Below are 13,250 nucleotides of genomic sequence, written 5' to 3'. Positions count from 1 at the left end.
GAAAAAGCCCCAAATACCTCCCCGCCCGAAGGAATCGCCCTGATGTCGCTGTCTGCCCTCGAGTCCATCGTCAACGCCGCGTTCGAAACCCGCGACGGCATTTCGACCTCGACCACGGGCGAGGTGCGCGAGGCCGTGGATTACGCGCTCGAACTGCTCGACAAGGGCGAGGTGCGCGTTGCCGAACGCGAGACGAGCGGCAAATGGAAGGTGAACCAATGGCTGAAGAAGGCGGTGCTGCTGTCGTTCCGCCTCAATGACATGGGCCAGATTCCCGGCGGTCCCGGCAAGGCATCGTGGTGGGACAAGGTGCCGTCGAAGTTCGACGGCTGGGGCGAGAACCGGTTTCGCGACGCCGGCTTTCGCGCGGTGCCGGGCGCGATCGTGCGCCGCTCCGCCTTCATCGCCCGCAATGTCGTGCTGATGCCGTCATTCGTCAATCTCGGTGCCTATGTCGATGAAGCGACCATGGTCGACACCTGGTCGACCGTCGGCTCCTGCGCGCAGATCGGCAAGCGCGTGCATATCTCTGGCGGCGTCGGCATCGGCGGCGTGCTGGAGCCGCTGCAGGCCGAGCCCGTGATCATCGAGGACGATTGCTTCATCGGCGCCCGCAGCGAGGTCGCCGAAGGCGTGATCGTGCGCAAGGGTGCGGTGCTGTCGATGGGCGTGTTCCTGGGGGCGTCGACCAAGATCGTCGATCGCGACACCGGCGAGACCTTCGTCGGCGAAGTGCCGGAATATGCCGTCGTCGTGCCGGGCACGCTGCCGCCCAAGCCGATGAAGAACGGCCAGCCGGGACCGGCCACCGCTTGCGCCGTGATCGTCAAACGCGTCGACGAGCGCACCCGCGCCAAGACCAGCATCAACGAACTGCTGCGGGACTAGAGCTGACCTCACGCGAGCGGCACCGCGCCGCACGGGCAACACGAAATCGTGGCGCACAAGGCTGGCCCGCCGCGGCATCGGCGTGGTAAGTCCGTGGCATGACCGATGCCGTCTCCATCACGCGCGACCTTGTCCGCTGCCCTTCCGTCACTCCCGCCGACGCCGGCGCGCTCGGCGTGCTCGAGAACATCCTGAAAGCTGCCGGCTTCGAGGTGCACCGCGTCGTCTTCAGCGAGCCCGGCACCGCCGATATCGACAATCTCTATGCGCGTATCGGGGATCAGGCGCCGCACATCACCTTTGCCGGCCATACCGACGTGGTACCGCCGGGCGATGAGTCCGCCTGGACGCATGGCCCGTTCTCCGGCGAGGTGAAGGACGGCTTCCTCTACGGCCGCGGCGCCGTCGACATGAAGGGCGGCATCGCCTGCAGCGTCGCCGCCGTGCTGGACTATCTGAAAGATCATGACGGCAAGCCCAAAGGCTCGATCTCGTTCCTGATCACGGGCGACGAGGAGGACATCTCCGTCAACGGCACGATCAAGCTGTTGAAGTGGGCGGCGGAGCGCGGCGAAAAGTTCGATCATTGCGTGCTCGGCGAGCCTTCCAATGTCGAGGTGCTCGGCGACACCATCAAGGTCGGCCGCCGCGGCTCGCAATCCGGCACGCTCTATGTCGAGGGCGTGCAGGGCCATGTCGCCTATCCGCACCGCGCTTCCAATCCTGTGCCGGATATTTCGCGATTGATCGTGGCGCTCAGTGACGAGCCGCTCGATCATGGCAGCGCGCAATTCCAGGCTTCCAACCTCGAATTCACCTCTGTCGACGTCGGCAATGCCGCAAGCAACGTCATCCCCGGCCAGGCGCGGGCGAAATTCAACATCCGCTACAACGACAACCATACCCAGGAGAGCCTGCGTAGCCTGGTCGAAGAGCGCCTGGTAAAAGCCTGCGGCAACCGCATCCGCGCCCGCATCGTCTGGGAGCCGTCGAACTCGAACGTGTTCGTGACCAAGCCGGGCCCGTTCACCGACCTTGCGGTGGCAGCGATCGAGGCGGTCACGGGACGCAAGCCGGAGCTTTCGACCTCGGGCGGCACCTCGGATGCGCGCTTCATCTCCAGCTATTGCCCGGTGATCGAGTTCGGCCTGGTCGGCCAGACCATGCACCAGATCAACGAACGAGCGCCGGTCGCCGATCTGGAAAAACTGACGCAAGTCTATCGCGGCGTGCTGGACAGGTATTTTGGGTAAGTGCTGGGGCTTTCCTCAGCCATCGCTACCCACTCCGCCGTCATCGTCCGCGAAGGCGGACGATCCAGTAAATGCCGGCATCTCGGTCGAACCACAGGTGCCGCGGAGTACTGGATACCCCGCCTTCGCGGGGTATGACGGGAAGAGTGTGGCAAATCCTACGGAGCGCCGGCAATTCCCGGATACAGGTCGTCCCAGTTCGGGTTGTGCTCTTCGATCAGGCGTATCTTCCACGTCCGATTCCATTTCTTCAATCGCTTTTCGCGCTTGATTGCATTCTCGGGATCATCGAACTGTTCGAAGTACACCAACCGTGCGACATCATATTTCTCGGTGAAGCCTTCCACGACCTTCAAGCGATGTTCGGCGACACGCCTGATAAGATCGTTTGTCACTCCGATGTAGAGTGTCCCGCCGATTTTGCTTGCAAGAATATAAACGTAGAAGTTTCGCGACGGCATTATGGAAGTCTCGGCTGACCGCTGCATTTGGTCAAGCTCAACTGACAGTCACGCACTCTCGCTGTCATCGTCCGCGAAGGCGGACGATCCAGTAAACGCCGGCGTCTCGGTCAAACAACAGACGCCGCCGTTTACTGGATACCCCGCCTTCGCGGGGTATGACGAGGGAGAGTTGTCCCTCAATACTCCACCCGCACCAGATACAGTCCCTCGGGCGGCGCCACCGGGCCGCAGGCGGCGCGGTTGCGGGCGGCGAGTGCTGCGGCGAGGTCGTCGGCGGTCCAGCGGCCTTCGCCGACCCAGACCAGCGAGCCGACCATCGAGCGCACCTGGCTGTGCAGGAATGAGCGCGCCGAGGTGATGATGCTGACCGCATCGCCATTGCGCGTGACGTCGAGCTGGTCGAGCGTTTTCACCGGCGACTTGGCCTGGCATTCGGTGTCGCGGAAGGTCGTGAAATCGTGCTTGCCGATCAGGCGCTGTGCGGCTTCGTGCATCGCGTCCGTATCGAGATGGCGCGGCATGCGCCAGACGCGGCCGATATCGAGCGCGAGGTTCGCACGTGTGTTCCTGATGCGATAGAGATAATGGCGCTTCTTCGCGGAGAAGCGCGCCTCGAAATCATCAGGCACGATCTCGGCCGCGAGCACCGCGACCGGGTTTGGACGCAGATGAGCGTTGAGGCCATCGCGCAGGCGATCCGGCCGAAATGGTTTTGCGATGTCGCAATGCGCGACCTGTCCGAGTGCATGCACGCCGGCGTCGGTGCGGCCGGAGCCATGGACGCGCACGTCCTCGCCGCACATCGCCTTCACCGCGGCCTCCAGCGCGCCCTGCACGGTCGGCGCATTGTCCTGGACCTGCCAGCCGGAGAACGGCGTCCCGTCATATTCGATGGTGAGCTTGTAACGGGGCATGGCCGCTCACGTGAACCGCGCGCCGGCCTGCAGCGGCGTGCCGCGCAGGAAGTCGGCCGACTTCATGCGCGCCTTGCCCTCGCGCTGCAGTTCAAGGACGCGGATGGCGCCCTCGCCGCAGGCGATCGCGAGATTATCGTCGAGAACGGTGCCTGGCGCGCCCGAGCCGTTCGCCAGTTCGCAGCGAAGAATCTTGATGCGCGCCGGCTCTCCATCGCCTGACAATTCGGCCCAGGCGCCGGGGAATGGCGACAGGCCGTGGATATGCCGCAGCACGGCGGGCGCAGGCTTGCTCCAATCGATCCGCGCCTCGGCCTTCTCGATCTTGGCGGCATAGGTGACGCCATCTTCGCGCTGCCTGGTCAGTTGCAGCCCGCCGCGTTCCAGCGCGGCCACCGCCCGCACCATCAGGTCGGCACCGAGCGGCGCCAGCGCATCGTGCAGGTCGGCGGCCGTCATCCGGTCTGATATCGCAAGCCGCTCGGCCATCGCGATATCGCCGGTGTCGAGGCCGACATCCATCTTCATCACCATCACGCCGGTCTCGGTATCGCCGGCCATGATGGCGCGGTTGATCGGCGCGGCGCCGCGCCAGCGCGGCAAGAGCGAAGCATGCAGATTGTAGCAACCGAGCCGTGGCGCATCGAGGATCGCCTGCGGCAGGATCATGCCATAGGCAACCACGACGGCCGCGTCCGCCTGATGCGCGCGGAATTGTTCCAGCGCTTCCGGCGTTTTCAATGTCTTCGGCGTCAGCACGGCCATGCCGAGCCGCCGTGCCTCCTGCTCGACCGGCGTCGGCTGCAGTTGCAGGCCGCGCCGCCCGCCCGGCTTCGGCGCGCGGGTATAGACGGCCGCGATCTCGTGGCCGTGGCCGGCCAGTTCGAGCAGCGTCGGCACGGCGAAAGCGGGCGTACCCATGAAGATCAGGCGGAGGGGCATGGGTCAGATTACCTTGGCTGAAGGCAGCGCAGGCGTCCGGCGAAATCGGCTCCCGGCGCTGAGGGCGGAGCAGGCGCTATTCTACTCCGCCGCGCGCTTGGCGGCCTTGGCGAATTTCTTCAGCACGCGGTCGCGTTTCAGCTTCGACAGATAGTCCACGAACAGAATGCCGTTCAGATGGTCGATCTCGTGCTGGATACAGGTGGCGAAGAGGCCCTCGGCGTCCTCTTCATGCACCTTGCCGTCGAGGTCGGTGAAGCGCACGCGCACCCGCGCCGGCCGCTCGACCTCCTCGTAATATTCGGGGATCGACAGGCAGCCCTCCTCGTAGACCGACTTCTCCTCGGACGCCGAGATGATCTCCGGGTTGATGAAGACGCGCGGTTTCGGCGTGGTCTCGCCGTTCTCGTCCTTCTTGGCGAGATCCATGGTGACCAGGCGCAGCGGCTGCGCGACCTGGATCGCGGCCAGCCCGATGCCGGGCGCCGCATACATGGTCTCGAACATGTCGTCGACCAGCTTGCGGATTTCGGGCGTGATCTTTTCCACGCGCTTGGAAACGAGCCGCAACTGCTTGTCCGGCAGGATGATGATTTCTCTTAAGGCCATGGCGGGCGATTTAAGCGCTTGATTTGCCGGGGTCAATCGATCCGGAACTGGTTAAGACGACCTTAACCGTGATTTCTTCGGTCATTGTTAACCATGAAACTTCACCACTTGTTAACCATAAATGTTCCACTTTCGTTCGCTCCCGTCGGCGAATCGGCTATAGCGCTTGCATGAACGAGATTCTCTTCACGGTCGGCGACTGGCCGGTCCGCATCGCCGACGCGCTGGTTGCGTTCGGCGTGCTCGCGCTCGCGTTGCTGCTGACGATCGCCATCGTGATCGCGCGGTCCTCCCGGCGCGGTGCGGAACTGGCGATGGCCCAGACCATCCGCGCCGATGAGCTGGAAGAGCGGCTGAGCGAGGTGCTGCGCGCCCAGAGCGAGGCAAGCGGCCGGGTCGATGCGATGACGCAGGCGCTCGCCGGCCGTCAGGCCGAGATGGCGCGCGCCGTCAACGAGCGGCTGGATTCGGTCACCCACCGCGTCGGCCAATCCATGGAACAGACCACACGCCACACCATGGACAGCCTGCGGCATCTGCATGAGCGGCTCGGCATCATCGACAACGCGCACAAGAACCTCACCGACCTGACGACGCAGGTGACGACACTGCGCGACGTGCTCGCCAACAAGCAGTCGCGCGGCGCCTTCGGCCAGGCGCGGATGGAAGCGATCGTGCAGGACGGACTGCCGAAGGATTCTTACGAATTCCAGTTCACGCTCTCATCCGGCAAGCGGCCGGATTGCGTGGTGTTCCTGCCGGACCAGCGTCCGCTCTGCATCGACGCGAAATTCCCGCTGGAGGCGATGACGGCGCTGCACGACGCGCGCAGCGACGAGGAGCGCAAGATCGCCAGCCAGCGCCTGCGCAACGACGTGATGAAGCATGTCAGCGACATCGCGGAAAAATACCTGATCGCCGGCGAGACCCAGGACACCGCGCTGATGTTCGTGCCGTCGGAGTCGGTCTATGCCGAAATTCATGACGGCTTCGACGACGTGATCCAGAAGGCCTACCGCGCCCGCGTGGTGCTGGTGTCACCCTCGCTATTGATGCTCGCGATCCAGGTGATGCAGCAGATCATGAAGGACGCGCGGATGCGCGACGCCGCCGACCAGATCCGCACCGAGGTGATCAAGCTCGGCGACGATCTGTCACGCTTACGCGACCGCGTGCTGAAGCTGCAGAACCATTTCTCGCAGGTGAACGAGGACGTGCGCCAGATCCTGATCTCCGCCGACAAGATCGAGAAGCGGGCCGGCCGGATCGAGGAACTCGATTTCAGCAAGTCCGACGCGCCTGTGGAACTGCCACGGATCGTCACCGGCGGCAGGCCGGAGCTGTTTCCCGCCCCACCCAAGCTGCAGGCTGGGGAGTAGGCAGAGCGCAGCGAAACCCATCAATTGTGGCGGCGATGCAAGGTTGATGGGTTTCGCTTCGCTCTACCATCCTACAATCGCCACGCTTCCGGGGCGGATTTTCCCGTCGAATCTGCTAACAGGGCGGCATGACCGCGCCCGAGGCGACCGCCGCCACAACGGAGAAGACCGAACCCGCCACCTCCTGGCGCGACGGCCTCGCCGTCTATCTGCAACCGCGGGTGCTGATCGTGCTGATGCTGGGCTTTTCGTCGGGCCTGCCGCTGGCACTGTCGGGATCGACGCTGCTGGTGTGGATGACCGAGTCCGGGGTCGATCTCGGCACCATCGGCCTGTTTGCGCTGGTCGGCACCCCCTATACGCTGAAGTTCCTGTGGGCGCCGCTGGTCGATGCGCTGCATGTGCCGTTCTTCACCCGCGCCTTCGGCCGCAGGCGGGGCTGGCTGGTGTTCTCGCAACTGCTCTTGATCGGCGCGATCCTGCTGCTGGCCGTGACCGATCCCGCACGCTCGCCGTTGTTCGTCGCGCTGGGCGCGCTGTTGGTAGCGACCATGTCGTCGACCCAGGACATCGTGGTCGATGCGTTCCGCGTCGAGAGCCTGCCCGAGGATGAACAGGCCGCCGGCATGGCGTCCTATGTGGCCGCCTACCGCATCGGCATGCTGGTCTCCACCGCGGGCGCGCTGTTCATCGTCAGCGGCTTTGAGAGCAGCGGATTCCCGCGCGGCGCCGCGTGGATGTGGGGCTATGTGGTGATGGCCGCGCTTGTGCTGATCGGCACGGTCACTGCGCTCGCCGCCACCGAGCCGAAGCAATCCGCGCGCGCCGAAGCCGCCACGCAGGCGGACAGCGCGTTGATGCGGGTGTTCCATGCCGCGTTGGGTGCGTTCTGGGACTTTCTCGGGCGCAAGGACGCATGGGCGGCGCTTGCTTTCGTCGTGCTGTTCAAATTCACCGACGCGTTTTCCGGCAACATGACCGTGCCGTTCGTGATCGACATCGGCTTCACCCGCAACGACTATGCCGTGATCGTCAAGGGCGTTGGGGTTGTGGCGACCCTGCTCGGCGGTTTTGCCGGCGGCTACGTGGCGCGGCGCTATTCGCTTGCCACGAGCCTGTGGATCGGCGGCGTGGTGCAGGCCATCTCCAATGTATCGTTTTCGTGGCTCGCCCTGGTCGGCGTCAATGAATGGGCGCTGGCGATCGCGATCTCGTCCGACAATTTCTGCAACGCCATCGGCACCGTGATCTTCGTCGCCTATCTGTCGGCGCTGTGCCAGAACCCGCTGCACACCGCGACCCAGTATGCGCTGCTGACGGCGCTGGCCGCCGTGGCGCGAACTTATCTGTCTTCAAGCGCGGGCTATGTGGCGAAAGCGACGGGCTGGCCGATGTTCTTCGCCATCTCCGTTGTGGTCGCAATCCCGAGCCTGATCCTGCTTGCCTGGCTGCAGCGCCGCAAGCATTTCGACGAACTCGGGCCGGTCAAGGTTTAGGCTTCCGCTCGTCATCACCCGCGAAGCCGGGTGATCCAGTATCGCACTGCCATTCGAGATCAATGGCGAAGCCGCCGCATACTGGATCGCCCGGTCAAGCCGCGCTACCGCTGACAATAGCGTTATCTGCATCAAGAGCCGCTACGACGCATCAGTGCTTCGTCACCACGCTCCATTTGGTGACCACCGCCTCGCTCATCTGCCCCGCTTCCTGCGCGCAGGCCACTTCATCCACCTTCACCGAGATTTCCTTGCCGACAAAAGGCCTGAGCTGCGCGGCCTGGGCGTCGTTGGCGGGGACGAGCTGGAACGTCTCCGGACCGGTCTCGAGATCACAGAGTCCATTTGGCGGCGGCAGGCGGCGCGGTTCGCTGGTGAGCTGATAGGTGGCGACGCGCTTGCCCTTCTTGGCGTCACGGATGCGCAGGGCGTTCAGCTCGCCCGACAGCACGTCGCCGGCATGGATCGGCTTGCCCGGCTTCGGCGAAGACTCCTCCTCCTGGGCCATCGCGGCGGGCGCGGCAAGTGCGGCCGCCAGCATGATCGCAAAGCACAGGCGAATGCCGAATCGGTGTTTCGTCATCTCGTTCAGTTCCGTTGATGTCTAGTTAGAAGAGCGTTCGCTGCCGCATGGCTGCGGATAGCGTACCTTCATCGAGGTAATCAAGCTCCCCGCCGACCGGCACGCCGTGTGCCAGCCGCGTCACCCGGACATTGGCCTCTTGAAGCAGATCGGTGATGTAGTGCGCCGTGGTCTGGCCATCCACGGTTGCATTCAGCGCCAGGATGATCTCGTTCACCTGCGAATCATGCGCGCGCGCCACGAGCTGGTCGATGGTGAGATCCTGCGGGCCGACGCCGTCCAGCGGCGACAGCGTCGCGCCGAGCACGTGATAGCGGCCATTGGTCGCGTTCGCCCGTTCCAGGGCCCAGAGATCGGCGACGTCGGCGACCACGACGATGATGGAAGGATCGCGTCGCGGATCGGTGCAGACCGTGCAGGGATTCTGCGTATCGATATTGCCGCAGGTCTTGCAGACCTGGATCTTGTCGATCGCCACCTGCAGCGCCGAGGCGAGCGGAGTCATCAGCGCTTCGCGCTTCTTGATCAGGTGCAGCGCCGCGCGCCGGGCCGAGCGTGGACCAAGGCCCGGCAGCCGCGCAAGAAGCTGGATCAGGCGCTCGATCTCAGGGCCGGCGACGCTTGCGGCCATTTCAGGTGAGACCGAGTCCGGGCGGCAGGCCGAGTCCGCCGGTGAGCGCCTGCATCTTCTCCTGCACCGCCAGTTCCGCCTTGCGTCGCGCATCATTATGCGCGGTGACCAGGAGGTCTTCGAGGATCTCGCGTTCCTCCGGCTTCATCAGCGACGGATCGATGCTGACGCCCTTCACTTCCATCTTCGCGCTCATGCGCACGGCGACGAGGCCGCCGCCGGAAATGCCTTCGACCTCGACATTGCCGAGCTCTTCCTGCATCGCCTGCATCTTGGATTGCAGTTGCGCCGCCTGCTTCATCATGCCGAGAAAATCAGCCATCGGTGGTCCCTCAATTTGTTCGAGCACGATTCCGGATCACGCTAATCGTCGCCGTCGCCGCTCTCGATGGGGTCTTCACCGACAATATCGGTTTCCGCCGGCTCGGCGGCAAGCCTGCGCACCTCGACGACCTTGGCGCCGGGGAAGCGGGCCAGGACCTCCTTCACCCGCGGATCGGCTTCCGCCGCCCGCTCACGCTGGCTCTTCTCGGCGAGATTTTGCGAGCGAATGGTCGGCTGCCCGGCCTCATTGGAGACGATCACGGTCCAGCGGCGGCCGGTCCATTGTTCCAGCTTGCGCGAGAGATCGGTGACGAGGCCGCGCGAGGCCTGCGGCTCCAGCGCGATCTCAAGCCGTCCGTCCTCGATCCGCACCAGGCGTACATCCGCTTCGAGCGCGCCCTTGGTCATCAAATCGCGCTTCTCGCCGGCCAGCGCGAGGAGCTGCATGAAGCTGGTGATGCGCAGCGCCGGCGCCGACTGCGTTTGGGGCGCTGCGGCCTGCGGTCGCAGCGAGGGCTCCGCACTGCCCCGCGGCGCTGCTGCAGAACCACGCACCGGCGACGACGCGATCGAAGAGACGGGCGCTGATGGCGCAGCCCGTGATGCGGTTGCGCCACCCGAAACCGCCGGCGACGCGGCGCCGCCGTTCTGATCCAGCATCCGGATCGCTTCATCCGGTGTCGGCAGGTCGGCGACGTAGGCGATCCGCACCAGCACCATCTCGGCGGCGGCGGCCGGTCGGGTGGCGGTCTGCACTTCGGCGATGCCCTTGAGCAGCATCTGCCACATCCGCGACAGCACCCGCATCGACAGCTTGGTGGCAAACTCGCGGGCGCGGACGCGCTCGGTCTCGCCGAACGCCACGTTGTCGGCGGTGGCCGGCACGATCTTCACACGGGTAACGAAATTGACGAATTCGGCGAGGTCGGACAGCACCACGACCGGATCGGCGCCGACGTCGTACTGCGCACGAAATTCCGTAAAGGCAGCCGCGATGTCGCCGCGTGCCAGCGAATCAAAAAGGTCGATCACCCGCGTGCGGTCGGCAAGCCCGAGCATTTGCCGCACTTCCTCCGCGCGCACGGTTCCGGCCGCATGCGCGATCGCCTGGTCGAACAGCGACAGCGAATCGCGCACCGAGCCCTCCGCAGCGCGCGCGATGATGCCGAGCGCTTCCGGTTCGACCTCGACGCCTTCCTTGGCCGCGATGTTACCGAGATGCTTCATCAGCACGTCGGCCTCGACCCGACGCAGGTCGAAGCGCTGGCAGCGCGACAGCACCGTGACCGGGACTTTGCGGATCTCAGTGGTGGCGAAGACGAACTTGGCGTGCTCCGGCGGTTCTTCCAGCGTCTTCAGGAACGCGTTGAAGGCCGCGGTCGAGAGCATGTGGACTTCGTCGATAATGTAGACCTTGTAGCGGGCGCTCGCGGGCGCATAGCGTACGCTGTCATTGATCTGACGGACGTCGTCGACGCCAGTATGGGACGCGGCGTCCATCTCCAGGACGTCCATGTGCCGGCTTTCCATGATCGCCTGGCAGTGCAGGCCCAGCGTCGGCATCTGGATGCTCGGCCCCTTCACCGAACCGTCGGGCAATTCATAGTTCAGCGCGCGGGCGAGGATGCGGGCGGTGGTGGTCTTGCCGACCCCGCGCACCCCCGTCAGGATCCAGGCCTGCGGGATTCGTCCGGTCTCGAACGCGTTCGAGACTGTGCGGACCATGGCCTCCTGGCCGATCAGGTCGTCAAAGCTGGAGGGGCGGTATTTACGCGCCAGCACCCGGTAGGGTCGGGCCGCCGCGGGCGCGCCACCGGTCTGGCCGGCGCCGTCAGCCTGATTTGGGGGAGCGCCAGCGTCGTTCATTGGTCGATCCGCAATTGAATGTCTCTCGGGCCGGCTTTGCGGAACGGAGCGGAATCAGACGCAAACCGCGGGAACAGGCCGCCTTGTGCATGATTCGCTCGGAAAAACAGGTAGGAGACTGACGAGCGACCCGATCCGGACCTCGTTAGGGCTGCTTCCTTCCGGACCTGACCCGGTTGGCGAGTGGCTCGTCCACCGCCAATCTCCCGGTCCCTATTTGGGGCCAAAAGGGCCGGAAAGCAAGCCGCTCTTGTCCGGTCATACCCCGCCACCGGGTCTCGCCTTCGGCGAGCCCGATGACCGGCTCCGGCGGGGTATCCAGTACGCCGCGCCCTCACGGCTCGAGCACCGCTACCCAGGAATACTGGATCATCCGCTTTCGCGGATGATGACACCTTGATATCGCGCTAAGGCCGGTGTCCATTTCAGGTCACTTTCAGCCCGAAGCCGTCGGAACAGCGACGCCCGCACTGGAACCCACATGCCCTCTGACACCGCCGCCTGGTCGCTGCACGCCCGGCTCAAGGAAGACACGATCGACATCGGCGACCTGCCGCTGAGCCGGGTGCTGGTCATCAAGGACGCCAATTATCCTTGGCTGTTGCTGGTGCCGCGCCGCGCCGGCGCGGTGGAGATCATCGACCTCGAGGAGGTCGAGCAGGCGCAGTTGATGACCGAGATTTCCCGCGTCGCGCGCGCCCTGAAGGAAATCACCAAGTGCGACAAGCTGAACATCGCAGCGCTTGGCAATGCGGTGCCGCAGCTTCATGTTCACATCATCGCGCGCCGCACCAGCGACGCCGCCTGGCCGCGTCCGGTGTGGGGCGTGGCGCCGCCGCTGGCGCATGATGCCCAAGAAGTGCAGAATTTCATCAGCGCGCTTCGCCGCAAGATCTGGTTGGGTTGAGAATAGATGTCAGCATTCGATAGTTTTCCGCTGGGGCAGCCGGCCTTCGTCACCAATATTCTCGACCGCGCCGCGCATCTGCGCACCAACGAAGAGAAGCTGTTCGCGCTGGAGGGCCGCCGCGACGCTCGCGCCTACGTGATCTATCGCGACTCGCTGGTGGTAAAGCAGGGGGAAAATGGTCCGCAAGCGCTGCTTTCGGTCGAGGAAGCGCTGAAATTCGGCGCCAATCCGGGCACGGTCTTCCTGGGCCTGCGCGATGGCGCGCCGGTATTCGGCATGGGCATTGCGCCGCAGGCTGCGGAAAAGCTGGTTGGCCGCAGCGATGTCGCGGTCACCGAGCTGCGCGGCATGGCGATGCAGGGCACGGTCCCACCCGACCAGCTCTCGGCGATCGCAATGGCGAAATCTATGGTGACCTGGCATCAGCGCCACGGCTTTTGCGCCAATTGCGGCGCCCGCACCGCGATGAAGGAGGGCGGCTGGAAGCGCGAATGCCCGAGCTGCAAGGCCGAGCATTTTCCGCGCACCGATCCGGTCGTCATCATGCTGGTCACCTACGGCGACAGATGCCTGCTCGGCCGCCAGAAGCAGTTTCCGCCGGGGATGTATTCCTGCCTTGCGGGTTTCGTTGAAGCCGCCGAGACCATCGAGGACGCGGTTCGCCGCGAAATCTTCGAAGAGTCGGGAATCCGCTGCACGGATGTCAATTATTACATGACACAGCCCTGGCCCTATCCGTCATCCCTGATGATCGGATGCACCGCGCGCGCGACCAATGACGAAATCGTCGTCGACCGCACCGAGCTCGAAGATGCGCGCTGGTTCGACCGCGCGGAGGCAATCCTGATGCTCAAGCGCCAACATCCGGATGGCTTGGCCGGCCCGCATCCCTTTGCCATTGCCCATCATTTGGTCGGACGTTGGCTGCATGGGGATGAGGTCGCGGGCGCATAGCAGGAACTGGTCCATGCACCAATCTATTACGGCAGAT

General features: G+C 64.6%; 14 protein-coding genes and 1 other RNA gene. 6 read left to right on the top strand and 9 right to left on the bottom strand.

Going from position 1 to position 13,250, the window contains the following annotated elements:
• Positions 1-42 precede the first annotated feature (42 nt).
• Together dapD and dapE are read left to right on the top strand one after the other, a co-directional pair.
• Positions 43-888, top strand: a complete 846-nt coding sequence (gene dapD / locus I6F35_RS00685) for a 2,3,4,5-tetrahydropyridine-2,6-dicarboxylate N-succinyltransferase (RefSeq protein ID WP_225115709.1) — start codon at positions 43-45, stop codon at positions 886-888.
• Positions 889-986: 98 nt separating this feature from the next.
• Positions 987-2,141, top strand: a complete 1,155-nt coding sequence (gene dapE, locus I6F35_RS00680; protein WP_225115708.1) for a succinyl-diaminopimelate desuccinylase — start codon at positions 987-989, stop codon at positions 2,139-2,141.
• A gap of 158 nt (positions 2,142-2,299) precedes the next feature.
• On the opposite strand, the gene I6F35_RS00675 is transcribed toward dapE, so the two are convergent.
• From I6F35_RS00675 to def, 4 genes are all read right to left on the bottom strand, one after another.
• Positions 2,300-2,602, bottom strand: coding sequence for a GIY-YIG nuclease family protein (locus I6F35_RS00675; RefSeq protein WP_225115707.1), 303 nt, complete (start codon positions 2,600-2,602; stop codon positions 2,300-2,302).
• Between the two features lie 179 nt (positions 2,603-2,781).
• Complete coding sequence (truA, locus tag I6F35_RS00670; RefSeq protein ID WP_225115706.1) at positions 2,782-3,519, bottom strand: tRNA pseudouridine(38-40) synthase TruA; 738 nt, start codon at positions 3,517-3,519, stop codon at positions 2,782-2,784.
• A 6-nt stretch (positions 3,520-3,525) separates the two neighbouring features.
• On the bottom strand, positions 3,526-4,461 hold the full coding sequence (gene fmt, locus I6F35_RS00665) for a methionyl-tRNA formyltransferase (RefSeq protein ID WP_225115705.1): 936 nt from the start codon (positions 4,459-4,461) through the stop codon (positions 3,526-3,528).
• A gap of 81 nt (positions 4,462-4,542) precedes the next feature.
• Positions 4,543-5,070 (bottom strand): peptide deformylase, encoded by a 528-nt coding sequence (def, locus tag I6F35_RS00660; RefSeq protein ID WP_225115704.1) that lies wholly within the window; start codon positions 5,068-5,070, stop codon positions 4,543-4,545.
• A gap of 170 nt (positions 5,071-5,240) precedes the next feature.
• On the opposite strand from def, the gene rmuC reads away from it, so the two are divergent.
• Both rmuC and I6F35_RS00650 read left to right on the top strand, forming a co-directional pair.
• Positions 5,241-6,449: a DNA recombination protein RmuC gene (rmuC, locus tag I6F35_RS00655; protein WP_225115703.1), complete on the top strand. Its 1,209-nt coding sequence runs from the start codon at positions 5,241-5,243 to the stop codon at positions 6,447-6,449.
• 128 nt (positions 6,450-6,577) lie between these two features.
• Positions 6,578-7,945 (top strand): MFS transporter, encoded by a 1,368-nt coding sequence (locus tag I6F35_RS00650; RefSeq protein ID WP_225115702.1) that lies wholly within the window; start codon positions 6,578-6,580, stop codon positions 7,943-7,945.
• Between the two features lie 151 nt (positions 7,946-8,096).
• On the opposite strand, the gene I6F35_RS00645 is transcribed toward I6F35_RS00650, so the two are convergent.
• The 5 genes from I6F35_RS00645 to ffs form a co-directional block, all read right to left on the bottom strand.
• The gene (locus I6F35_RS00645; RefSeq protein ID WP_225115701.1) at positions 8,097-8,528 is read right to left on the bottom strand and encodes a hypothetical protein; all 432 of its coding nucleotides are present in this window, start codon (positions 8,526-8,528) and stop codon (positions 8,097-8,099) included.
• A 25-nt stretch (positions 8,529-8,553) separates the two neighbouring features.
• Positions 8,554-9,159, bottom strand: a complete 606-nt coding sequence (gene recR, locus I6F35_RS00640; protein ID WP_225115700.1) for a recombination mediator RecR — start codon at positions 9,157-9,159, stop codon at positions 8,554-8,556.
• A 1-nt stretch (position 9,160) separates the two neighbouring features.
• Entirely contained in the window at positions 9,161-9,481 is a 321-nt protein-coding gene (locus I6F35_RS00635) for a YbaB/EbfC family nucleoid-associated protein (protein WP_225115699.1), read from the bottom strand.
• A 41-nt stretch (positions 9,482-9,522) separates the two neighbouring features.
• Positions 9,523-11,349 (bottom strand): DNA polymerase III subunit gamma/tau, encoded by a 1,827-nt coding sequence (locus I6F35_RS00630; RefSeq protein WP_225115698.1) that lies wholly within the window; start codon positions 11,347-11,349, stop codon positions 9,523-9,525.
• Between the two features lie 110 nt (positions 11,350-11,459).
• An RNA gene (ffs, locus tag I6F35_RS00625) (signal recognition particle sRNA small type) lies at positions 11,460-11,556 on the bottom strand.
• Between the two features lie 274 nt (positions 11,557-11,830).
• Here ffs and I6F35_RS00620 point away from each other — a divergent pair.
• Positions 11,831-12,256: an HIT family protein gene (locus I6F35_RS00620; RefSeq protein WP_225115697.1), complete on the top strand. Its 426-nt coding sequence runs from the start codon at positions 11,831-11,833 to the stop codon at positions 12,254-12,256.
• 6 nt (positions 12,257-12,262) lie between these two features.
• Positions 12,263-13,213 carry an NAD(+) diphosphatase gene (gene nudC, locus I6F35_RS00615; protein WP_225115696.1) on the top strand — a complete coding sequence of 317 codons (951 nt, stop codon included), beginning with the start codon at positions 12,263-12,265 and terminating at the stop codon, positions 13,211-13,213.
• Positions 13,214-13,250: the final 37 nt, after the last annotated feature.

It is taken from the genome of Bradyrhizobium sp. BRP22, assembly GCF_020194175.1.
Lineage (GTDB): Bacteria > Pseudomonadota > Alphaproteobacteria > Rhizobiales > Xanthobacteraceae > Bradyrhizobium.
This window is presented reverse-complemented; position numbering and strand designations above follow the sequence as displayed.